At 57.8% G+C, this 23,239-nt stretch carries 19 protein-coding genes and 1 pseudogene; 9 read left to right on the top strand and 11 right to left on the bottom strand.

Translation table 11 applies throughout. The features are described from left to right. Nucleotides 1-4 precede the first annotated feature (4 nt). From IM284_RS05520 to opgC, 5 genes are read right to left on the bottom strand one after another with little or no spacing between them, the layout of a single operon-like run. A complete protein-coding gene (locus tag IM284_RS05520; RefSeq protein WP_041909935.1) occupies nt 5-430 on the bottom strand; it encodes an ATP-binding protein in 426 nt (141 codons plus the stop codon). Beyond that, nucleotides 431-769, bottom strand: a complete 339-nt coding sequence (locus tag IM284_RS05525; protein WP_028013194.1) for an STAS domain-containing protein — start codon at nt 767-769, stop codon at nt 431-433. Further along, a complete protein-coding gene (locus IM284_RS05530; protein WP_028013195.1) occupies nt 759-1,973 on the bottom strand; it encodes a PP2C family protein-serine/threonine phosphatase in 1,215 nt (404 codons plus the stop codon). The genes IM284_RS05525 and IM284_RS05530 overlap by 11 nt, the downstream gene beginning before the upstream one ends. Nucleotides 1,974-1,982: 9 nt before the next feature. Further along, entirely contained in the window at nt 1,983-2,882 is a 900-nt protein-coding gene (locus tag IM284_RS05535) for a hypothetical protein (protein ID WP_028013196.1), read from the bottom strand. A gap of 11 nt (nt 2,883-2,893) precedes the next feature. Next, nucleotides 2,894-4,111, bottom strand: coding sequence for an OpgC domain-containing protein (opgC, locus tag IM284_RS05540; RefSeq protein ID WP_047368579.1), 1,218 nt, complete (start codon nt 4,109-4,111; stop codon nt 2,894-2,896). Nucleotides 4,112-4,391: 280 nt separating this feature from the next. On the opposite strand from opgC, the gene IM284_RS05545 reads away from it, so the two are divergent. The 9 genes from IM284_RS05545 to IM284_RS05585 all read left to right on the top strand — a co-directional run bounded on the left by IM284_RS05545 (nt 4,392) and on the right by IM284_RS05585 (nt 17,401). After that, complete coding sequence (locus IM284_RS05545) at nt 4,392-6,209, top strand: glycosyltransferase (protein WP_028013198.1); 1,818 nt, start codon at nt 4,392-4,394, stop codon at nt 6,207-6,209. Next, complete coding sequence (locus IM284_RS05550) at nt 6,206-7,525, top strand: DUF3131 domain-containing protein (protein ID WP_047368580.1); 1,320 nt, start codon at nt 6,206-6,208, stop codon at nt 7,523-7,525. Before IM284_RS05545 ends, IM284_RS05550 begins: the two co-directional genes overlap by 4 nt. Then, entirely contained in the window at nt 7,522-9,069 is a 1,548-nt protein-coding gene (locus IM284_RS05555) for a DUF3131 domain-containing protein (protein ID WP_045630442.1), read from the top strand. Before IM284_RS05550 ends, IM284_RS05555 begins: the two co-directional genes overlap by 4 nt. Continuing rightward, nucleotides 9,054-10,448: a DUF3131 domain-containing protein gene (locus tag IM284_RS05560; protein ID WP_047368581.1), complete on the top strand. Its 1,395-nt coding sequence runs from the start codon at nt 9,054-9,056 to the stop codon at nt 10,446-10,448. Before IM284_RS05555 ends, IM284_RS05560 begins: the two co-directional genes overlap by 16 nt. Continuing rightward, nucleotides 10,445-10,870, top strand: coding sequence for a hypothetical protein (locus IM284_RS05565; protein WP_028013202.1), 426 nt, complete (start codon nt 10,445-10,447; stop codon nt 10,868-10,870). Before IM284_RS05560 ends, IM284_RS05565 begins: the two co-directional genes overlap by 4 nt. 11 nt (nt 10,871-10,881) lie before the next feature. Continuing rightward, nucleotides 10,882-13,548 carry a response regulator gene (locus IM284_RS05570; protein WP_047368582.1) on the top strand — a complete coding sequence of 889 codons (2,667 nt, stop codon included), beginning with the start codon at nt 10,882-10,884 and terminating at the stop codon, nt 13,546-13,548. Beyond that, nucleotides 13,545-15,719, top strand: coding sequence for a glycoside hydrolase family 2 TIM barrel-domain containing protein (locus tag IM284_RS05575; RefSeq protein WP_047368583.1), 2,175 nt, complete (start codon nt 13,545-13,547; stop codon nt 15,717-15,719). Before IM284_RS05570 ends, IM284_RS05575 begins: the two co-directional genes overlap by 4 nt. 94 nt (nt 15,720-15,813) lie before the next feature. Then, on the top strand, nt 15,814-16,101 hold the full coding sequence (locus tag IM284_RS05580) for a VF530 family DNA-binding protein (RefSeq protein ID WP_041909918.1): 288 nt from the start codon (nt 15,814-15,816) through the stop codon (nt 16,099-16,101). Nucleotides 16,102-16,108: 7 nt separating this feature from the next. After that, entirely contained in the window at nt 16,109-17,401 is a 1,293-nt protein-coding gene (locus IM284_RS05585) for a glycoside hydrolase family 10 protein (protein ID WP_047368584.1), read from the top strand. 40 nt (nt 17,402-17,441) lie between these two features. On the opposite strand, the gene dsbG is transcribed toward IM284_RS05585, so the two are convergent. From dsbG to IM284_RS05615, 6 genes and pseudogenes are all read right to left on the bottom strand, one after another. Next, entirely contained in the window at nt 17,442-18,200 is a 759-nt protein-coding gene (dsbG, locus tag IM284_RS05590) for a thiol:disulfide interchange protein DsbG (RefSeq protein ID WP_047368585.1), read from the bottom strand. A gap of 41 nt (nt 18,201-18,241) precedes the next feature. Then, on the bottom strand, nt 18,242-18,853 hold the full coding sequence (locus IM284_RS05595) for a DsbA family protein (RefSeq protein WP_047368586.1): 612 nt from the start codon (nt 18,851-18,853) through the stop codon (nt 18,242-18,244). Nucleotides 18,854-18,859: 6 nt separating this feature from the next. Next, nucleotides 18,860-20,884 carry a protein-disulfide reductase DsbD gene (locus tag IM284_RS05600; protein ID WP_047368587.1) on the bottom strand — a complete coding sequence of 675 codons (2,025 nt, stop codon included), beginning with the start codon at nt 20,882-20,884 and terminating at the stop codon, nt 18,860-18,862. Nucleotides 20,885-20,932: 48 nt separating this feature from the next. Beyond that, nucleotides 20,933-21,301: a hypothetical protein gene (locus tag IM284_RS05605; protein WP_028013210.1), complete on the bottom strand. Its 369-nt coding sequence runs from the start codon at nt 21,299-21,301 to the stop codon at nt 20,933-20,935. Nucleotides 21,302-21,388: 87 nt separating this feature from the next. Next, nucleotides 21,389-21,949, bottom strand: a pseudogene (locus tag IM284_RS05610) (RNA polymerase sigma factor). A 5-nt stretch (nt 21,950-21,954) separates the two neighbouring features. Next, nucleotides 21,955-22,374, bottom strand: a complete 420-nt coding sequence (locus tag IM284_RS05615; RefSeq protein WP_047368588.1) for a hypothetical protein — start codon at nt 22,372-22,374, stop codon at nt 21,955-21,957. Between the last annotated feature and the right edge of the window lie 865 nt (nt 22,375-23,239).

Below are 23,239 nucleotides of genomic sequence, written 5' to 3' on the forward strand. Positions count from 1 at the left end.
CAGGTCATACGCGTATTTTCTTTTCAAGCGTGGCGATATTTTCACCCGCCACGCGTTCAACAGTGAAACGATCGACGCTCAGCAATATGAGCATCAGCCCCCTGCCGCTCTCCAGCAGCGGCGACATTTCGCAGAAACGGTCTCGCCGGGCGATCTCAAGACGCTCCTGCGGGAACGCGTCACCCGCGTCGGTAAAAACAAGGCAGACGTCATTGCCGCGGATGGCGAACTGTACGCTAAAGACGCACGAATTATCCTCATGAAGCGCGTAGCGGATGATATTCGTTGCCACTTCACAAACGGCGAGATCGAAGGCGAAACGCCACTCGTCATCGACGGGAAGCGCGCTCAGCCTGTCTCTCAGCCAGTCTGACAGCGGCGTCAGGGACGCGATCGCCGCCGGAAATTCAGCATGCTCTGGCCTCTGCATCTACTGCCCCAGCTGTGCAAGCGCGCTATGTTTATCCGGATAGATACGGAAGATGCGATCCATTCGGGTCAGGGTGAACATGTTCATGATCCCGGGGTTCAGAGAGCACAGCGCCATGTCGCCTTTTCCGTTCATCAGCTTAAACAACGACACCAGCATCCCCAGCCCGCTGCTGTCGATGAAATCCACTTTGCTAAAGTCGACGATTAAGGCTTTACGATCGCTGCCGATTTCCTCCGTCACGGACGCTTTAAACGTCGCAGCAACGGAGGCGTCCAGCCGTCGGACCGCGGGCGTGAGAATGTTGGCATGCGGTAATCGTTCGGTGTTAATTATCATTCTGTTCTCCCTGACGCTCAATCACGAGCAGTGACACGTCATCGGTTAAGGCGATCGGTTCATCACGGTTTGCATTGCGCCAGCCGGTCAGGTGGTCACCGAACCGCGGCAGGAGCTGGTCAACGGGGAGCCGGGCATGCTCATGAAGCCAGCGTTCGAGACGTTGCGGGCCAAACTGCTCGCCGCTGACGTTCTCACACTCGGTAATACCGTCACTGAATAAGCATAAGCGATCCCCTGGATGGAGGGTAAACGCGACGTCTTCCCAGCTCAGATCCGGGATTAGCCCGACCGGCGGTCCGCCATCACCCACGGACGTGACGGCGCTGTCCGCATTCACAATGAAGGGAGTAGGATGCCCGGCCTGGCACAGCCACCCTTCACCAGTCTCTGGATCGATCACGCCGTAAATGAGCGTGAAATAACTGGTGATGTCGCTCTCTTCACTGCAAAAGCGGCTGTTCAACATCCTGACAACCTCCGCAGGTGACTGAATCCCCCCCTCTTCGGTAAACAGAAAGCGATCCACCACCCGGCCATGTAAAAACTGGCGAGCCACCGCGAGGGACATCATCGCAGCCCCCACGCCGTGACCCGATACATCAACGCAATAGAATCCCAGATGTGAATCCAGAGGGAAAATATTGAACACATCGCCCGAAACCCAGGCTGACGGCAGGAAAAGCCAGTCGGAGAAGTAGTCGCCATAGCGTAAGCGGCGTGAAGGCAGCACCGAGTGCTGGACGCGCGCAGCCAGTTCCAGATCTTTTTCAATCTGATGCAACGCTTCACTCAGGCGCTTGTTGTGCGCCGCGAGGGTCGCCTCCAGCGTCAGGATACGGACCCCGGCATGAAGCCGCGCCCGCAGTTCAGCCTGCTCAACGGGCTTACTCAAAAAATCATCCGCTCCGGCATCAAACCCCTGCGTCACGTCCCCGGCATTCTCGCGGGCCGTCAACAGGATGATATACACGTAGCGGCCAAACTGACGGTTGCGGATGGTCTGACACAGCGTCAGTCCGTCCATTTCCGGCATTTCCCAGTCGCTTATCACCATGCTGACCGGCTGGCTGGACAAGATTTCCAGCGCGTCGACACCGTTTTCCGCCTCGCTCACGATATATCCCCACTGGGTGAGCATTCGGGAGAGTAACCGACGATAAATCAGCGAATCTTCAACGATTAACACGTGCAGCGCCGACATACATCCCTCCTAAAGCGGTAAGAACCAGATGAGGCTCACGGTCCCTTCCCTGAATTTTGCATTCCCGTTGCCGTGCCCCGGATAGCGCGTTCCCGCATAGTTAGCGTACTGGATGGAGAACGAACCCGGCGTATAGCCGGCATAACCGAAGCTGTAGCTGTAATCGCCGTTCCAGGGCTGCTGCTGGCTGCTGTCCGGGAACCAGAATGCCGTCGCGCGAACGAAGAAATGTTGTTTGAAGGTGTAGCCGCAGCCGCCGAGCATGACGTTTTTATTTTTGCGGATGTCATCGCTGCTGAGGTCGTAGTAGCGCGGTACCCAGCTGTACCCGACCTGGCAAATGATGGAATCCCCTTTATTAATCAGGAGCGTGTTTTCAACCGGTTTCGGTAGCGAAAACTTATAGGCCAGCGTGAAGGCGCCCTGTTCGAAATAGGTGTGTCGTCGGCTGCCCGATGTCCAGAAATGGTTATCGCCGTAGTTGCTGTAAACCAGACTCACGGTGTTGGCGTGCCAGTCATCGTAGCCGAAGCTGTAGCGAAAATCGGCGGTGTAGCGGCTGGTGTCTCTGACCGGCAGTCGGGACGTAATGTTGGCAAACCAGAAGCTGTAGGGGGAATACTGAAGGCTGAGATTCAGCGTCTGGTTAATCTTTTTCTTTTCCGTGGCGGTGTCTGAACTGTTAGGAATGCTCATCCACTGCTCTTTCAGTCCCGAGCTAAAGCTCAGCGCACCTGAGAATTTCTTGTCGTTACCCGAGAACAGGCGCCCCCAACGGCTGGTAAAAACGCCTGCCTGAACGGGTTCACCGTTCTTATCGCGCAGGGTTTCTTTATCACTGCTTTGCGCCGCCTCCGCGGCGGGTATCGCGGCGAGCAGCACGCCCGCCAGAAGCCATTTTTCGCGCATAACCGCCATCCTTAGTTAGGTATCCAGCGTGCGCCGACGTCGTATTTTGCCATCAGCCACAAAATACCCAGTGCCGCCGCATGCACTAACGTGTTCTCTATCCAGGCGTGACGCCATAAATCGAAGGTGATGAACTGACTCACCAGCAGCACCACGTAAACATGCAAAATAAAGGTATAGAGCGAGTGCTGCCCTAGCGGGATGAGGAACCATCCCAGCAGGCGGTTGAGCGGCGTCCAGCAATACGTCAGCACCAGGTAGACGGTGACCATCAGGGCGATATCGTTTAATACCCGCACCGGCCCCAGCCCATTCTTCGCCGCCCAGGTGTGATAAAACGAATTGAAGCTGTCAGGCGGGATGACGTGCATCAGCAGCGCGGGCGGCATAAACGGGTTGGTATGGTTCTGGGCGACAAATCCCAGCACCAGCGACACCATGACCAGCGCCACCACCACCCCTTTCCCCGGGGGCGTCCGGGCGAACGAGAGCAGTTCGGCTTTATACCAGCCGCTGACCATGCCCAGCACAAAGATGAACTGCCAGGCGAGCAGCGGGAAGGCAAATTCGAATTCCGACGGCGTCAGCCGAAGCGGCCACCGCTGCCACAGGCTGTACACCAGCAGCGACAGCCCCAGCAGCCACCAGACTTTTCCTTTCTGCAGCATCCCTAAAAATAGCGGGCTGAGTAGCAGCAAAAAGATATACAGTCCGAGAATTTGCGTCTGGTGGGGGCCGATCTGCAAATAGAGAATAATGTTGAACCAGGTCTCTTTAATTTGCGGCGTCACAGGATAAAGCGACCAGCTTTGACCTGAAAAGCGGTCGGTAAAATGGGTGACCTCGAAAACGTTAATATGTGGGATATAGGCCAACAGAATAAACGACACTATGATAATGATATTTACGCGATATATTTTCCATGCCCTGAGATAAAGTCCCCAGGAAACCGTAAGCAAAACCACTTTTTGCAGACGCGCGCGATTCAGCATACCCAGCATAAACCCCGAGAGAATGACAAAGCCTTCTGCACCTGTTGTTAACCCAAAACGCTCCCAGGAGAATATATTAAATATCGACATTACCTCCGTATGCGCCACGACCATCATGACGAGGGCAATGCCGCGCATAAAGTCAATTCTCAGGTCACGGGCACCTGCAACGACATACCTCCATGTTATTGATTTAGCGTCATCTTCTTGCGCAATCGACGGCGCAACATGGCTCATAGGGTGTCCTTTGCCTGAAAACGAAAATTAAGGTCTAAATAAAGTAGATAGTCTAAAGGAATAGTAACTGCAATTTATCACCGGCAGATGAAACATATTAAGCAGAATTAAATCCAAATTAATCACCACCTCATATTAATAAAAACGACGCTGGACACTTTTATTCGGCGTTCTACACTTATCTTAAATCTTGTTTACTCGCTATTTTCTTTCGCTTTTGGGCAACTGTCTGCGCAGCAGAATGGGTCTGCATTTTCACGGAATCAGGAACGCCGGAACTATGGATTTTTATTTTTCCCGTTTTGAACATCGTCGTCCTCCGGAACCGTTAACAACACCGCGTTGGGTCATGATGACCTGGCAGGTATTAGCGGTCGCGGCGCTTATTCTGGGTGCAAATTATATTTACTGGCGCTGGACCGCCTCCCTGAATACTGACGCACTATGGTATGCCATACCGCTGGTCCTCGCCGAAACGCTGGCGTGGATAGGGACCGTGCTGTTTACCATCAACTTATGGAAAGAACAGGATCCCCCCCAGTGTCCGCCCCCCGGCGAAATCAACGAATGCCTGTTTCCGGAAGAGGCCGTAGAACCTCGTCCTGTTAAAGTGGATTTGTTCATTGCCACCTACTCGGAAGACACCGAGCTGGTCAGGCTGTCCATTCGCGACGCCCTGAAGATGGCCTACCCGTACCCGATTGACTACCGGATCCACGTGCTTGATGACGGCCGCCGCCCGGAGATGAAAGCCGTCTGCGACGAGGAAGGCGTTAACTATATCAGCCGCCAGACCAACATCGGCTTTAAGGCCGGCAACCTGCGCAACGGTCTTGAGCAAACCGACGGTGATTTCATAGTTATCTGCGACGCCGATACCCGCGTATTTCCCACCCTTCTCAGCCATACGCTGGGCTATTTTCGCGATCCGGACGTGGCCTGGGTGCAGACGCCGCAGTGGTTCTTCGACCTTCCGGAAGGAGAAAATCTTTCACGCTGGGGCCAGCGAAAAGCCGGAAAAGTGGGCTACGGTCTGGGCTGGCTGATTCAAAAGTGCGTTGGCCCGGTGACCGTAGGCCGCGACCCGTTTTTTAACGATCCGCGCATGTTCTATGACGTGATCCTGCGGCGGCGCAACTGGGCGAACGCGGCTTTCTGCTGCGGCGCGGCCTCCATCCACCGGCGCGAGGCGGTCATGCAGGCCGCGCTGAGAAGCTACGTCTGGTCCGTCGAAGAGGAGATCCATCGCCACACCCGCGACATCCGCGATGAAGAAACCCGCGAAGCGCTGCAGGAGGCGATGCGCCCGCACGTGGCGTTTGACACCGAGCTCACCCCCTACAAATTTCACGTCTCCGAAGATATTTACACCTCGGTGCTGCTGCACGGTGACGCCGCGCGACGCTGGCGCTCGGTCATGCATCCGCGGGTGGAGTCGAAGATGCTCTCTCCTCAGGATATGCTGACCTGGATGATCCAGCGCTTTAAATACGCCGCCGGCTCGCTGGATATTTTGTTCCATGACAATATCTTCAGCCGTCGCCGCTTCCGGCTTTCCCTCCCCCAGACGCTGATGTATGCCACCACCTTCTGGTCTTACATGGCCTGCGTGTGGAACACGGTATTTTTGATTTCGCCCATTATCTATCTGTTCACCGGCATTCCGCCGGTATCCGCATGGTCGACGCCGTTCTATCTCCACTTTCTCCCCTTTTTTATCTTCTCTGAACTGGCGTTTATGTTCGGGACATGGGGGATCTCGGCCTGGGACGGCAGGGCCTCTTACCTCTCCTTCTTTTCCATGAACCTGCGCGCGCTCAATACCGTGCTGCGGGGCGAGCAGATCAAATTTCACGTCACGCCAAAAGAGCGGCAGACGGGCCGTTTTCTCTACCTGGTGAAGCCGCAGATTGCCATTGTGGTGCTGACCCTCGCAGGGCTTATCTGGGGTGGTATTCAGGTGGCGCGTGGACAGGTGGACGACCCCTCCGGCTACGTCATCAATATTTTCTGGGGAGGGGTGAATATCGCCGCCATGCTGCCGCTGATTTTCGCGGCCATGTGGACGCCCGCTGAAGAGGATGAGGTCACCCAATGAGGATACGTGATGCCCTGCTGCCCGCGCGCAGCTACCTCACCATTTTGCTCGGGTTCCTGCTCGGCTTTGCCATTGTGGCCTGGGTGGAGAAACAGATGCCCACGCGCGTGGAAAGCAGCGGCGGCATCGCGCTCAGCAAAGACTTCCCGCCGCTGCCTGCGAAACGCGCCCTGACCTATGACGAAGCCATCTGGGCGCGGGTCGCCTGGCAATACTACGTGAATAATACCCAGCCAAACGGCCTGCCGAATGCCAGCGACGGTGAACCCTGGCTGAGCCTCTGGAGCGTGGGAAGCTACCTGTTTGCGACCGCTGCCGCAGAGCAGCTCAACATTATTTCCGCCGATGAGTTCGACGAGAGGATCGGTACGGCCCTGTTCGCGCTGGGGCAGCTGCCGCTCAACGAGCGAGGCCTCCCAGCTGCGTATTACCATGCCGACACCCTGAAAATCCTCGGCAAACCCGACGCCTCGGCAATTGGGCTGAGCCGCCTGCTGACGGCGCTTCAGACCCTCCTGTGGCGCTATCCTCAGCACGCGTCGGCTATCCACGATCTCTTCAGCCTCTGGAACACCGGCGCTCTGATTGAACATAACGTCCAAAGCCAGGCGGCCGTGCCGCTCCATCACTGGACGCTGACCGATGACGAACAGCGGGACAGCTTTGGCTACCGTCTCTATGCCAGCCATACGCTGCGCCTGATTGACAGCGCGGCAGGCATCGCGGTGACCAACCCGCCTGAAGGGCAAAAGATGATCGATCTGGACGGCGTGATGGTGCCGGATGAAGGGCTACGCACGCCCTGGGGCAAGCAAACCTCCCTGATCAGTCTCCCCTACCTGTTAACCGGCCTTGAGCTGGGCTTTGACGCGCAGAGCGCTGAGATTGCGTGGCGGATTATGCAGATCCAGCAGCGACGTCATAGCCTGCGCAGCCCAAAACCCCCTGTCAGCACGGATTACGCCGAACCGGCGCCGGATTACGTCAACGATCTGCCGAACAGGCAGCCGGTACAGGCGCGCAACCTGCGCGACGAGGTGCCGGAGAAAGTGGCGATAACCTCCACCCGCACCGCGTTTGCCTGGTATGCCCTGTTCCGCAACAGCTGGAGCGAAGCGCTGCGCCAGCAGGTTCTGCCGCTTCAGGTACCGGGTAAAGGCTGGCAGCGCGGGTTAAATCTCAACAACAGCGTCAATGCCGTCGTGGACGCCGATACCAATGCCATTGTGCTGGAAAGTCTGTCTTACATCGCGCATGGTCAGATGCTCTGTCTGGCCTGCCTCTACACTTCCCCCTCAGCAGGAGCAACGCCATGAAGCCACGATCCCCGATCCTTTTCCACCTGCTCACGGGAATAACGATCTGCTGGCTGGCGTTATCGACCGTGCGTGCGGACACCGAGCTTCCTGCATCAGGTTACTCCCCGCGCAGCGGCGAGCTGACGGCCCGAGAGATGACCATCGCGAAAAACGCCTGGCAGTATTTCGTCACCAACTATCAGCCCACGACGGGCCTGGTGAATGCGGTCAACAAATTTCCCTCCACCACCATGTGGGACAGCGCCTCCTATCTGGCCGCCCTGACGGCGGCGCGCGAGCTCGGGATCATTGATAAAGCGGAATTTGACCGCCGGATGCTGAAATTTCTCGCCACGTTAAACACCCTGGTACTGTTCCGCAACGAGCTGCCCAACAAGGCCTATAACACCATCAGCGCCCAGAAGGTGGACTACACCAACAAGCCCGGCGAAATTGGCTTCTCGGCGCTGGATATCGGGCGAATGCTGGTCTGGCTGAAAATCGTCAAAGAGCGCTATCCGGAATACGGCAACAGCATTGATAACGTGGTGCTCGGCTGGGATTTCAGCCACGCGATCGACCCCTGCGGCACGCTGTACGGGGCCTATCTCGAGAACGGCCAGCCGAAGTACGTTCAGGAAGGTCGGCTGGGCTATGAAGAGTACGGCGCGGCCGGGTTCCAGCTTTGGGGGTTTAATACCTGTAAAGCCAGCCGTCCGCAGCCTTATGAGCTGGCCGAAATCTACTGCGTGCTGGTCCCGTACGATACGCGCGACCCGCGCAACACGTCGCAGCATAACTACGTGGTGACGGAATCCTACCTGCTCTACGGGCTGGAGTTCGGCTTTGATAAACCGACCGACCGGGATAACGCCCCGCGCGACTACTCCCTGACATGGATGAAAAACTTTGCTGACCGCGTTTATCAGGCTCAGGAGAACCGCTATACCATTACCGGCGTCCTCACCGCGCGCTCCGAGCACCAGCTCGATAAGGCTCCTTACTTCGTCTATGACACCGTCTTCAGCGACGGATACAACTGGAACACCATTACCGATAAAGGCCAGTTCGTCCCCAACGCTGCCGCAATATCGCTGAAGGCGGCGCTGGGCATGTGGGTGCTGTGGAACTCCCCCTATACCGACCGCCTGCTGAATACCATTGAGAATGCCAACGAAGAGGGAAAAGGCTACTACGAAGGGCTGTATGAAAACGGTGACGGCCCGATCAAAGAGTTCACCGCGAACAATAACGGCATCATGCTGGAAGCCCTGCTGTTCAAGAAAGAGGGAAAACTGCTGGCCTTCAACACCGACAACCCAAAGAGCAAGGATTTTGCCCCCTCGCTGTGGGATCGCAAGCTGCTCGATCAGTTTGAAGAGAACAACGCGCTGCGCAGCCGTCCGTTCCTTAGCAGCACACCGGCCATAAAAAGCTGGTGCGACCGGACGGGCGTCACGCAGCGTACCAAACCCGCCTGTCAGGCCTGTCAGTGCGCGTCATGCAGCGTGGACGAGCCCGTTAAACTGCCTCCGGTGACTGCGCAATGCTTAAAACCTTAGCCAGAGGGCTCGCGGGATTACTCATTGCAGGCGGGGTCATTTTTGCCCTGTTTGGCCATCAGGGCGCAGGCTGGCGCTGGCTAATCCACGGCGGCTGGCACTCCAGCGCGCGTATCGCCGCCCTGACGCCGGAAGAGCAGACGTGGGCGACGATCGCCTGGCGCTATTTCGTCAATAATACCCAGCCGCAAACGGGCCTGGTCAACGGGAGCGACAAACAGCCCCGCGTCACGCTCTGGCAAATGGGCGATACGCTTATCGCCCTGCTGGCGGCAAAAGAGCTGGGGCTGATTGAGGACGCCGAGTATGACGCTCGCTTAACCCGTCTCATGGGCACCCTTAACCGCCTGATGCTGACCGATGCCCGAACGCCGGGTCGACTCTATTCCAGCCAGACGGCGACGCCAGTCGACTTTAGCGGCAAGCCCAGCAAAAATGGCTGGTCCGCGCGCGACATGGCGCGTCTGATGCTCGCCCTGCGCCTTACCGCAGAGCGGGAGCCGCAGTACAGCGAATACCTGGATAAAATTATCCTGCGCTGGAATTTCTGCCCGGTCATCGACAGCGAAGGCGAACTGTGGTCCTCTTCCCTGCAAAACGGTCAGCCGGTCGTGCGGGAGGAACTGCGGCTGGGCGAAAGTGAATATGCCGCGACGGCGTTTCAGCTGTGGGGATTTTCCCCGGATAAAGCATTTACGCCCCCGGCGCACCACGTCATCATCGCCCAGCGGCGTCTGGCCGTCGATGCCCGCGATCCGCGCACCACGTGGCAGCCCTCTCTGATTACCACCCTTCCCTATATGCTGCCGGGCCTGGAGTTTGGCTGGGAGCCAGAAGGCGTTGCGGCCGATCTGCAACAGCGTCTGCGCAAGCAGGCCGAAAACGTCTGGCTGAGCCAGAAGACCCGCTGGGAGACCGATAAAATCATGACGGCCAGGGCAGATTTCACGCTCTCTCAGGCGCCCTGGCATATCCAGGATACCGTCTGGGGAAATGGCTATGCCTGGAACTCTGTCGGAGACGATGGCCGGGACTACACCCGTTTCGCACAGGTATCGACTAAAGCGGTTTTTGCCCTGTGGGCGCTGTGGGATACCCCGTACACCGACGTGCTGATGACGGTCACCAAACACCTTAACGATCCGCAGAAAGGCTGGTATGAAGGCCGTCAGGAAGCCACGGGCGATACCAACGCTGCCTTAACCCTCTCGACCAACGCCACGGTGCTGGAAGCCCTTTTCTTTAAACACAACGCCGGGCCTCTGTTTGACGTGCGTCGGTCGAAGAAAGAGAGCTACTTCTCACGCCGTCTGGCAGAGCAATACACGCCCATCGGGCACTGTCTGCCGGGCGAAAGCACCATAAGGAGGACGCCGTGAAGTTCTATCGCGATCTGTTTGAATCCAGTCTGAACCGCGTCTTTCCGAATAATGAAAAAACCGCGTTTTTTCAGACGTTCTATGACGCCTTCGTCCATATGTCACCCGAAACCGAGGCACATTTTTCTCGTCTGCCGGATCGGGAGGGCCAGCAGACCCTGTTTAAAAGCTTCTTCGCCATGCTTGCGGTCGACGGCGCCCTGATCGTCCCTGATTTTCTCGAGCGCCTGGCGCGGGAGCAAAGCGACGACGGCCTCCACCTTCCCCCGCGGTTTTTTGCCCTTTGGCGCGAAGCGATGTTGAACGCGGTGAGCCTGCGCGATCCGCAGTGCGACGATGAGATCCTCACCGCCTGGGCCATGGCGATCGCGCCCGGGCTGGAATACCTTCGCCGACAGGCAGAACTGCACTACCGCGCGTAGGGGGAATCACGATGAGTTCATTCACGTACGATCTTAACGCGCTGCCGGCCGCCGTCATGATTTATGACCGTAATGAATGCCTGCAGGCCTGGAATCACAACGTTGCCCTGTTTTATCCGGTCATAACCCCGTGGCTGACGGTGGGAACCACTCTTGAAGCGCTGGCGGAACGCTTTATCGACGCCGTTTACAACGTCGATCCCGGCCTGCGCCAGACGCTGCGCGAGTCGATCGTGCGCAACTGTCGGCAGGATAAGCACTGCGAGGTGCGCCAGGCGGGCCAGCGGCGGATCTTCGTCCAGCATCAGCGGCTTGCGGACGGTGGTATTGTCAGCCTGCACAGCGATGTTACGGAGCTGGATGAAGCGCAGCGCGCGCGCCACCAGCTGCATGACGACTTTCTGCTGACGGCGGAATCCATTCATATCGGGATCTGGGACTGGCAGGTTTCCGGCGACACGCTCCAGGTCAACGATACCCTGCTTGCCATGCTGGGCCAGTCGCGCACACAGTGGCGATATCCGGTGCGTTTTCTCCTCAATCAGGTCCACGAGGACGATCGCGCAGCGCTACGCAAGGCGCTGCACGCTTCGAAGCAGGATCATCGTCCGGTCTTTGAATGTGAAATTCGCGTGCATCACCCTACCGAAGGACTGCGCTGGATGCTGCTGTCCGGCCAGGTGGTTACGCTCTCCATTGAGGGAAACGCAGAGCGCGTTATTGGCACGCTGCAGGATATTACGCGGCGCAAAGAGGCTGAAATTCAGGCGTTCGCCTCTGCCATTGAGGCACAAAAAGCCAATGAGGCAAAAAGCGCGTTCCTGGCGAATATGAGCCATGAAATTCGTACCCCGATGAACGGCATTATTGGCATGACCCAGCTGTGCCTGGATACGTCTCTGAGTGCCGATCAGCGCGACTATCTGACCCTGGTGATGAGCTCTGCCCAGTCTCTGCTGCATATCATCAACGATATTCTCGACTTTTCCCGAATTGAAGCCGGCAAAGTGGAGCTGGAGTCGGAACCCGTACCTGTCCGCCCCTTTATTCAGTCGCTCATTCGCCCGCACATGCCGGGGGCGAGCGAAAAAGGCATCGAGCTGCTGGTTGATATTGCGCCCGACGTTCCCGACGTGCTGCTGGTTGACGGCGCGCGGCTGCGGCAAATCCTGACCAATCTGCTGGGCAACGCGCTGAAATTTACCCATCAGGGAGAAGTTATCCTGGTTGTTGAGCCCGGCGATAGCGCGAATCGATGGCGTTTTCGCGTGCGCGACAGCGGCATTGGCATACCGGCAGATAAGCAGAAGGCCATTTTTGAAGCCTTCAGCCAGGCGGACAACTCAACCACCCGCCGCTACGGCGGCACGGGGCTCGGGCTAACCATCTCGGCAAGACTGGTTGCGGCCATGGGGGGCGAATTAACGGTCTACAGCGAGCCGGGAAAAGGAAGCGAATTTTCGTTCTCGCTGCCGCTGGCAGCGCAGACCCTTGCGTCCGGAGAGCGCCCACATAGCCAGCGCTTTAACGGTGAATCCGTACTGGTGGTTGATGATAACGCGACCAACCTGCGGCTGCTGTCCGCGATGCTCAGCCAGATGGGACTGAAACCCACCTGCGTTAACAACGCCAGCGAGGCCATTGACCGGGTTAGAACGGGAACGGCGTGGCCCCTGATCCTGCTGGACGCGCAGATGCCGGATATGGACGGCGTGTCTCTGGCCCTTGAGCTTTCGGTTCTGCCGCAGGTTGCTGAAAGCCATATCATCATGCTGAGCTCCATGAGCCGACATTTTGATATCAATATGCTGAAGCGGATCGGAATCAAGAACTATCTGCATAAGCCTATCGCCCAGGATGAATTACATCAGGCGATTGCCGCCGCGTTTGAACGTTCGCCAGCACCCGTGGGTGAAAGCACGCCCACGCCTGTCGCCTCGCCTGCAGCCACGGGACTGCGGATCCTGCTGGCTGAAGATAATCTGGTCAACCAGAAGGTCGCCGCGCGCCTGCTCGAGCGGCTCGGCCATAGCTGTCAGATCGTCGACAATGGCTTCGCGCTGCTGGAACGCTGGCGCGCGGATACGTGGGACGTTTTACTGATCGACCTTCAGATGCCAGAGATGGACGGTGAGACCGCCATTCGCCTGCTTCGTGAAGAAGAGCAGTCCCGGCCCGGACCGCCTCAACCCACCGTCGCCATGACCGCACACGCCATGCAGGGGGATAAAGAGCGCTGCCTGAACATGGGGTTCGACGGCTATATTGCCAAACCCATTAGCCAGGAGCGTCTCGCTGAAGAGATTGCCCGCGTGCTCCAGCACCACGAAGACGCCTCCGGTTTTCCGGATGAAGCACGCCTGCTGAAGCAGTGCGCTGATGATCCCACCCTGGTACAGGAGCTGCTGGCCCTGTTTGGCGAAGGGCTAAATGAAGCAATCAAAACCATTACCCAGGCGATCGACAGCAACGACCGCGAGGCGCTGCGACGCGCGGCCCACAAGCTGCGCGGAGAAGCCGTCACCCTGGACTTCAGCACGCTCGCACAGCAGTTGCAGGTGCTGGAAAGCGACGCGCATACGCTGGATGGGCGCCAGCTTGCGGCCCTGAAAGAAAATCTTCGCCAGGAATCGCTGCGCCTGATGGCGTGGCTCAACGCGCGCGGGGTAAACAAATGAACGCTCGCAACTGCACGCTGCTCGTTGCCCTGTTGACCACCCACGCGGTGGCGAACTCTGCGCCGGTCAGCTGGTCTCTGGCCGGAGAATGGCAGGTTCAGGATGCCAATGACAGCGCACGTCCTGCCGCATCAGGCTGGCACCCGCTTCAGGTTCCTGCCAACTGGTACAGTGCCGGGTACGATCATCAGGGCGCGCTGTGGTACAAGCACGCGTTTTCCCTGCCCGTGCAGCCCCCTGACGTGATGAGTACCCTGGTGTTTGACGGCGTCGATTACCTGGCCGAGGTGACCCTGAACGGCCAGCCGCTGGGCAAGCATGAGGGCTACTTTCAGCGTTTTTCGCTGGACGCCAGCCCGGCGTTACAACGTCACAATCGGCTCATCGTCAGGGTAGACAGCCCCTACGAAGATCCGCACAAGATCTGGCCTTTGCATAAAACGGCCATGAAGGGGGTTCTGAATCAGCATGACACGCGTCCCGGTGGCGCCTGGTCGCCGGAAGGACAGGACGCTAACTCGGGCGGCATTTGGGCACCGGTCCGGCTGCACCTTAGCCGGGGCGCTACCCTTGATGAGACCATCCTGCGGCCCGACTGGTCGCAGGGGCTGACTCGCCCGACGCTAAAAGCGGAGATTCGCTACCGCGCGCTCGGTCAGGGCCCGGCGACCGTGCGGCTCACCGCCACGCCCGCCAACTTCAGCGGCAGGCCCTATCAGGCTGACTTTCCGGTTACTCTCGAAAGCGGTGCCCATTCCGTTCAGGTGACGCTGCCCATGCCGAAGGCAAAGCTGTGGTGGCCCGTCGGTACCGGAAAACCCCACCTGTATACCGTTCGCGTGGCGTTGCGGGATGCAAACGGCTTAATGGACACGGCGGTAACCCGCACCGGGCTGCGCAAAATAGTCGAGCAGCCCGACAATAAGGGCTGGCTCATAAACGACAGGCGCCTTTTTATTAAGGGCAGCAATTACATCGGTTCCCCCTGGCTCGGCACCATGACGCGGAAAAAATACCGACGCGACCTTCGTCTGGTGGAAGCCATGAACGCCAACGCCATACGCGTGCACGGACACGTTGCCGGACGTGCGTTGTATGACGTGGCCGATGAGATGGGCATGATGATCTGGCAGGATGTTCCGCTGCAGTGGGGCTACAACAACAGTGCGGCTTTCACGGAAAATGCGGTTCGACAGACGCGGGAGATGATCGAACAGTTTGGCAATTCGCCCGCCATCATCGTCTGGGGCGGGCATAACGAACCGCCGTGGAATTCGCCGTGGATGGAAAAACGCTTCCCGGACTGGAATAAAGATCTGAATCGCGAGCTCACGCAAAAGGTGGCGGATACGCTTGCCGAAGATACCTCCCGCATCGTGCACCGCTTCTCCGCCGTTGAGGAGCATTACTGGGCGGGCTGGTACTTCGGCACCGTGCGCGACCTGCTTGCCCCAGCCAAAACGGGGATCATTACCGAGTTCGGCGCGCAGGCGCTTCCCCGCCTGTCAACACTAAAAACCATCATCCCGGCGGCGTCGCTCTGGCCAAAAACGACCGCCGCCGACGATCCCGGCTGGACCGTCTGGAAATACCATAATTTTCAGCCCTTCCAGACCTTTAAGTTTGCCGGTATTTCGCGCGGGAAGAACATTCAGGCGATGATTCGCAATACCCAGGCGTACCAGTCTCAACTGGTGGCCACGGCGGCAGAAAGCTACCGTCGACAGCGCTACCAGCCGGTGACGGCCCTGTTCCACTTTATGTTTGTGGAAACCTGGCCCTCCATCAACTGGGGCGTAGTGGACTATCTGCGTAAACCTAAAGCCGGGTTTTACGCGCTCCAGCGCGCGTACCAGCCTGTTTTGCCGTCCATTGAACCGGTCACCGCGCAGTGGCAATCCGGCGCGGCGGCGACCGTGCGCCTCTGGGCCATCAACGACACCTGGAAACCGTGCAGCGAATGCCGCCTGACCTGGCGTATCACGCAGCGCGACAAGGTGCTGGCTAAAGGCACGACGACGATGACGATCGCAGCAGACTCGGGAACGATGGTCAAAACGCTGACGGCTACGCCCGTGGGCCAGGACGACGTGTCGATTCGGTTTACGATTGAAAACAGCGCGGGAAAAATTGTCGGTGAAAATCAGCGCACGGAGTCCGTCATAAAGTGAGTGAGGGGAAAAGGAAAATTGCCGCTTCCCCTGCTTTCTTGTACCCTTTCAGCGTTTACCCCAATCCCCTAAAAATCGAGACATCCGGACGCCTATGACTGCACACATTTCCAAAGATCCTTTACATGGCGTAACGCTGGAGATGATGGTCAACGCCCTGGTGGCGAAGTATGGCTGGAGCGAATTGGGCGACCGCATCAAAATTAACTGTTTCAGAAAAGATCCCAGCGTTAAATCGAGCCTGAAATTCCTGCGCCGCACCCCGTGGGCGCGCGCGGAAGTTGAAGCCCTGTATCTGGACTCCCTCAACGATGAGGAAAGCGCAGAACAGGCGGCGCCCGCCTTTAATCCCTGGGCTAACAGTCGGATTATCAAGAGCTAATACGCAAATGACGCGACACGTAAAACGGATCGGTGCGCTGGCTGCCTGCGCGCTTTTACTTGTAAGCTGCTCCTCAAAACCACCTAAATCACTGGTTACCCCTCTTCCCACCGCCAGCAAACCGACGCAGCAGGCAAACGAGCCGATGCGCGGGGTCTGGCTGGCGACCGTCTCTCGTCTCGACTGGCCACCGGTGGCCTCGGTGAATGGCCGCAGCGCCGACCAGCGCATCACCATGCAAAAGCAGGCGCTGATCGGCAAGCTCGACAACCTTAAGCGCCTCGGGATTAACACCGTATTTTTCCAGGTGAAGCCGGACAGCACCGCGCTCTGGTCATCAAAAATTCTACCGTGGTCAGATATGCTGACGGGCAACATCGGCGAATATCCGGGTTACGACCCGCTGCAGTTTATGCTGGATGAAGCGCACAAGCGCGGCATGAAGGTTCATGCCTGGTTCAACCCTTACCGCGTGTCGACCAATACTAAGCCCTCAACCATCGCCGCCCTGAACCGGACTTCATATCTGACCCCGTCCAGCGTCTATGTTCAGCACCCGGAATGGGTACGCATCTCCGGCGATCGTTTTGTTCTCGACCCGGGCATTCCCGAAGTGCGTGACTGGATAACCAAAGTGGTGACCGAAGTGGTGGCGAACTACCCGGTAGACGGCGTGCAGTTTGATGATTACTTTTACGCTGAATCGCCGGGATCCGCGCTCAACGACGCGCAAACCTGGCGGCAGTACGGCCAGGGATATGCCTCAAAAGCCGACTGGCGCAGACACAATACGCAGCAGCTGATCGTGCAGGTGTCCCGCGCGATCAAGCAGACCAGGCCCAACGTGGAGTTTGGCGTCAGCCCGGCGGGCGTGTGGCGAAACCGCTCCTTTGACCCGGCGGGTTCGGACACGCGCGGCGCCGCGGCCTACGATGAATCCTACGCCGATACGCGTCAGTGGGTGCAGCAGGGCCTGCTGGACTACATCGCCCCGCAGATATACTGGCCCTTCGCGCGGGATGCCGCGCGCTATGACGTGCTGACCAAATGGTGGGCCGACGTCGTCAAGCCGACCCATACCCGCCTGTATATCGGCATTGCGTTCTACAAGGTGGGCGAACCGTCGAAGAATGAGCCGGACTGGACGGTTCAGGGCGGCGTGCCGGAGCTAAAAAAACAGCTCGACCTTAACGATTCGCTGCCCAACGTGAACGGCACCATCCTGTTCCGGGAAGATTACCTGAACCAGCCACAGACCCAGCAGGCGGTGAACTACCTCAAAGGACGCTGGGGTAGCTAAGTGACTATCAGGCAGAAACACCCCGTTTCTGCCTGATTTCTTAAGGCTTCGGCCCGAACATTGCCTCAAGCTGCTGCGCGTCCGGCATGCCGACCACCTGCTGCAGTTCGTTTTCCGCATTCAGATAGTAAATGGCCGGCGTGGCGTTTGCGCCCAGGCTGTCCATCAGCGCCTGATGTTTTTGCAGGATCGCTACCGTTTCGCGGGAAGCGTCCCCTTCAGGTTTTGGCAATTTTTTCCCACCGGAAAGCTCGTATTCGCGCCAGGCCGAGACCGGATCTTTCGCATTCAGGATCGCAGAGGCGTTGCGCCCGCTGTTGGGGTTAAGAAACGCCACCAGCAGCGTGTTGAGCTGAACCTTGCCCGCCTTCACCCACGGCTGCGCTTCGGCCCAGAACTGCTTGCAGTACGGGCAGAACGGATCGGCGAAGACGAAGACCTTACGCGGGGCGTTATCCGCCCCTTCCTTCAGGGGATGCGCCGCGTTGAGGCTCTTCCACATCTCGCGCCCCATCGGAGCGTAGATCTCTTTCTGGAAATAGCCTTCGCTGAGGTTTTTTCCTTTGTCATCGTACAGATAGCCCGAAATAACGTGCTTTCCGTCCGGGGTTAAAAACAGCGTCACGCCCATGTCCTGATATTGCCCCAGCCAGGCCGGTGCGCCGCCGGGAGCATCCAGTTTCTTAATGATTTTGATCTGCTGCTGCTCGCTGAACTGCTTCACCACATCCGGTATGGCATCAGCGGCCTGGGCCAGCCCTGAGGTCGCCAGCGCCGAAAGTAACAGTAATTTTTTCATTTCCCTCTCCGGTTTTTCGGGGGCATTCCGCCCCCTTCAGGTTAGCGGTTTTTCAGTGCGTCACTGACCATTTCGTCGAACTGTTCAAAAGGAACCCAGCCGGGCAGTAGCCCTTCGCCGATAAGCGTGGCGGGCGTGCCCTGAATTCCCATTTTTTCCGCGACGATCAGGCTGCGTTTGATCGACACCATGCTCTCATCATCCGGCGCGGTGACGCTCACCCCCGCCCGCTTTTGCGCCTCCTGAATGCTGGCGTCATCGTGGTATCCCTTTTTGGCCATCAGGGTATGGTTAAATTTCATAAACTGCTCGGGATGCGCGCGCCAGACGGTTAACGCGTCGCGCGCGGCGGTCAGCGAACTTTCCGAGCGGAAAGGTAAAAACTTAAAGACCACCGCCACATCAGGGTGTTTTTCGACGATCTTCTCCAGGTAAGGATCGAATTTCTTACAGTACGGGCAGTTATAGTCGGTAAACACCACCAGGGTAAGCTTTGGATTTTTCGCGCCGATGCGCGGGGAGTTCGGATCGTTAAACAGGAAATCAGCGATCATCTTCTGCGCGCGCTGCTCCTCGTCCGGCGTCAGCGGCTGGGCTGCCATGACCTGAGCCGAGGTCAGCAGGAGCATAAGCGTGATAAAGAATTTTTTCATAATGCATTAGCCTTTTGCGTTGTTCAGGGTGATGACCAGGGTGCGCTTGTCCAGCAGCGGCGAGAGGATGTCCCCCTCAGGCGTGCCGGGGCCATAGACCTCATTAAAGGGAATGGCGTAGCGGTTTCGCTTCGCGAGAAACTCCGCGATAAGCGCGGAGGGCTGGCTCCAGTCTCCGCGCAGGGCCACCACGTCCGGCTGACTCAGCGCGGCAATAACGTCCGGCTGACGCAGTACCCGGTGCTCGTTTACTTTGCAGGTCACGCACCAGTCCGCCGAGATATCCACAAACACCCGTTTCCCCTGCGCCAGCGCCTGCTCAATGGCCTCCTCGCTGAGCGGCTGCCACGGGATGGTCTGTGCGACGCTTTGCGTGGTGGCGTCAGGCGGTGAGTTGAGCAACCCGCGCAGCTGATACCCGCCGAACACCGACAGCGCGATGACCACGGCCCAGAATAACGGCGAGGAGGCTTGCCCCTTCTTCGCAAACAGCGCCAGCGCGATAACGATCAACACCAGCATCACGATCTGGCTGACCGCCTCGCCCAGATGCAGGCTCAGCAGCGTGACCAGCCAGAGGCTGGAGGCCAGCATCATCAGGCCCAGGATCGTTTTGAGCGTGTTCATCCAGCGGCCGGGTTTTGGCAGCAGCATGGCCGTTTTCGGCACCAGGGCCACAAACAGCCACGGCAGGCTCATGCCCACGCCCAGCATCAGGAAGATAAGCCACAGGGCGTGCAGCGGCGCGCCAAGGGCAAAGGCAACCGCCGTACCGAGAAATGGTGCGGAGCACGGCGTGGCAAGCAGCGTGGCGAACATCCCTTCGCAGAAACTGCCGCCAAGCCCTGTGCCCCCTGCCGTTGCCAGCCGCCCGGCGGCGGCAGAAGGGAGCAGCATCTCAAACGCCCCAAACAGGTTCAGCGCAAACAGGAAGGTGACGGCGACCATCAGGCCGATAAACCACGGGTTCTGGAACTGAATGCCCCACCCCAGCGACGCCCCGGTCAGCTTAAGCGCGGTCACCATCGCGGCCAGCAGCGCAAAGGAGGCGAGGATCCCGGCGCTGGTGGCCAGGAAGCGTAGCCTGATGGCGCGCCTGTCAGATCCCGCCTGCAGGATGCTGTTAAGCTTCATGCCCATTACCGGCAGCACGCAGGGCATCAGGTTCAGGATCAATCCGCCAAGCAGGGCAAAGAGGATCATTTTTCCCGTCCCGTCCGGTACGGAGGTCTCTTCTGGCGTTGTCCCAACGGTCATGGTGGTTTGCTGCGCGTTGCCGCCATTGGTCAGCACAAACGACAGCCTCTTGCCTTCCAGCGAGGCGGGTTTATCGCCCCATTCGTCGGTCACGGGTACCGTCACCCGAAGCGTGTTGCCGTTGTGCTTAATGGCCGGCTCGCCGGGGAGAATGTCACCCTCCAGCGGGTCAAAGTAGATCCCCGGATTGTCCCACTTCCCGTCCGTCGTGCCGGTAATCACCAGCTTGTCACCAGAGAGCCGGGCGGAGAGATCCGTGGATACGCCAGACGTACCGGGAACGGCGCGCATCGCTTGCTCGAAGGCGGCCTGGAAGCTCTCATCCACCGGCTGGGTAAAATCGAGATGCAGCGGGTAGTCCGTCAGCAGGCAGACGTTGCTGCAGGTGGAGAGCGTGAGCGTTCCATTGAGCGCGTCGCTCTTAACCCCGTCGAGAACGATCGGAATCGTGACCTTATCGTGATACCCCTGCGTGGTCATGCCGGAGATATCGAAGCGCGACGGTACCGGCCAGGACCAGCTGTCCGTTACGCCTTCCGGCCAGCTGATTTTTGGCGCGACGCCACCCTCGCCCGGCGATCGCCAGTAGGTTTTCCAGCCGGGCTTTAGCTCAATGGTGAGCAGGCCTTTAACGTGCGTTTGTTCCCTTTCCGCCTGAAAGCGGATGCGGGCGTGATCGTTTTGTGGGGAGACCAGCCAGCCGGTGTCTGCCGCATGGGCAATGCCGATGCAGGACAGCCACAGGAGGACGAATCCCCTGAAGAGATTAACCATGTATTACTCCGTGAACAGTGAAAAATTATCGTGTGGTGACGATGATTTTCATTCACGGAAAACGCAGTTTTTAAGGTGTATTCGGGGAGGCGGTGCCTGAACCGGCTGTTCCGCGGGAGCGAATGCCCGCCCTTGCGTCAGCAGCTGTAACAGCGCGAAGAAGATAATGATAGCCGGCAGCGCGCCGTCGAAGAACAGAGGCTGGGCACAAAGAAGCGACTGGGCGCCCAGCTGGCAGGGCGATGGCCCGGACTGCTCGGTGCTGCTTTGGGTTGGGGCATCTGCACTCAGTGAAATCTGCGGATCCAGTCCCTGTAAAAAATGGTTGAGCATCACCGCACGCTGCACGAGGCAAATCGCCATCGCGAGACAGGTAATGATCAAAAGCCATTTTCCGAGGAGCTGACGGTTGCGCATAATATTCCAGAGTAACGAGACGCCCCGATCATAAACGATAGTGATGAATCTACAAGTGCCGGAAGTGTAAGGTTTTGTCTGTCGCCGCTATTCCCCCGTCAGCGCGTCGTAGATATCCCGCAGCCGCGTGCGCAGAAACAGCACCGCCTTGTGCTTGCGGGATAACAGCGCCTGCTCGCTGGCCCCCGTCTCCTCTGCCAGCATTTTAATGCTGTAGCCGTTGAGTTCGGTCTTTTCAAACACTTCGCGCTGCGGTGGCGGGAGTTCTGACAGCGCCTGCCCCAGCTCTTCCCACAGCAGCGTTTTGAGATACTCCTCCTCCGGCGTTTGCGGTACGCCGAACAGGGTTTCGGCCAGCTCGTCCTCGGGAAAACCCTCTTCGTCTTCGCCCGAAAAATAGCTGGAGAGTGACACCTCACGCTTTTTACGCGCCCGGTCTGTCATCTCGTTACGCGCCGCGCGGAACAGCCAGGCCGCGACGTTTTCGACCGGCTGCTCCACTTTCATCAGCTGATACGTCACTTCCTACAAAATGTCGTCGGCATCATCGCGAACGGACGTCCGTCCGCGAATGAAGGCTTTCAGCCGGGCGCGGCAGGCGTTGAGCGCCGACATCAGCATGGATCCGCCCGCCTCCCCGGCTTTCATTTCGCTCACTCTGCTTCCGGGGTTTTGGGCGCGGCGTCATCGCGCTTATCGTCACGATGGCCGTGCCAGCCGCAGTGACCGCGACCGTGACGACCAAAGCCTTCGCGACGCTGCTGAATAAACGCCTCGCGCTGCTCGGGCGTCATGTTCATCCAGCGCTCGTGCATCCGCCGGTGCGCGCCAAACATCCCCGGGCGGAAACCTAATCCGCCAAACAGAATGCGGCTCAGCACCAGAATCCCCAGCGCCTGCCAGAATCCGATGGCCTTCACGCCGAGGATCGCCGGGAGCAAGGCGTTCCACAGGGACATCACCAGCAGACCGAGCACGATGAAAATCACCGCGCCGATGACTAAGCCCTTGCCCATACGGTGACGACCAAATCCGCGCCCGTGACCTCTGCCGTGCAGTTCAAAATCTCTCATGGTGTTTACCTCGTTTGCAGTAACTGATTATGGCTTGTGATGAGGTAGACGGATGAGGGAGGGAAATATTGCTGGGATGAATGTAAAATTTTTGGGCTAACGATTTTGGACTCTTAGCGGTAACGACTGGTGAGCGTGACCCGCCCCCTGTATTAGATACAACTTTCACCTTCAGTTAGTGATAAATATGGACGGATCTAGTTGTAATCCTGCCACCAATCATTGATGTCTTTCCTAGGGTGAGTAATATCGCTATGCAAGCGCTCATTTTGACTCACATTTCTTGTTAAAACTTTCAATAAATCCGTCTAAGTCTGCTTGCCCGGCTGGAATAGCCTAAGTTCCAAGCTGCGATCCAAGGCCCATTGTTCCAAAATGCGGCAGATGAATTCTGGCCTCTGTTCGGTTCATAGTTAACTCCTGTTAAGCCGAATTTCTGAGCTGTAATCTCATACTTGTGTTTAGTCCGACATAGACATTGTCATCCCTAAACCACTCCAAAGGAGGTGGTTTAGGGATGACAATGCCGCCGCAGAGCGTGCGTGCATCTGACGCGTAAAATAATTCCCGTCACTAAAACTGGCGCACAGTATACCCCTCCTCACCTGTCCTCTTTATAGTTGTTTTAATGCAAGTGCATCAGAGGTCCTAGGTATGACATGGGTTAAGACAGAAAATTGCCTAATAGTTTTGATGAAAATTCATGCATCAGATACGAAATTGGGCTGCAATCGAGGATTGCACTCGCTCCCAAGATCTCTCATATACACTGGAATCTCAGGGCAAAAAGCTTGTGAGAATGTAAATGTGATCAACATACAAACTATCTTAATTAATAGTTGAAATTAATCTAATAATATTGTAA

This window comes from Enterobacter cloacae complex sp. P12RS, assembly GCF_014895875.1.
GTDB classification, from domain to species: domain Bacteria; phylum Pseudomonadota; class Gammaproteobacteria; order Enterobacterales; family Enterobacteriaceae; genus Enterobacter; species Enterobacter bugandensis.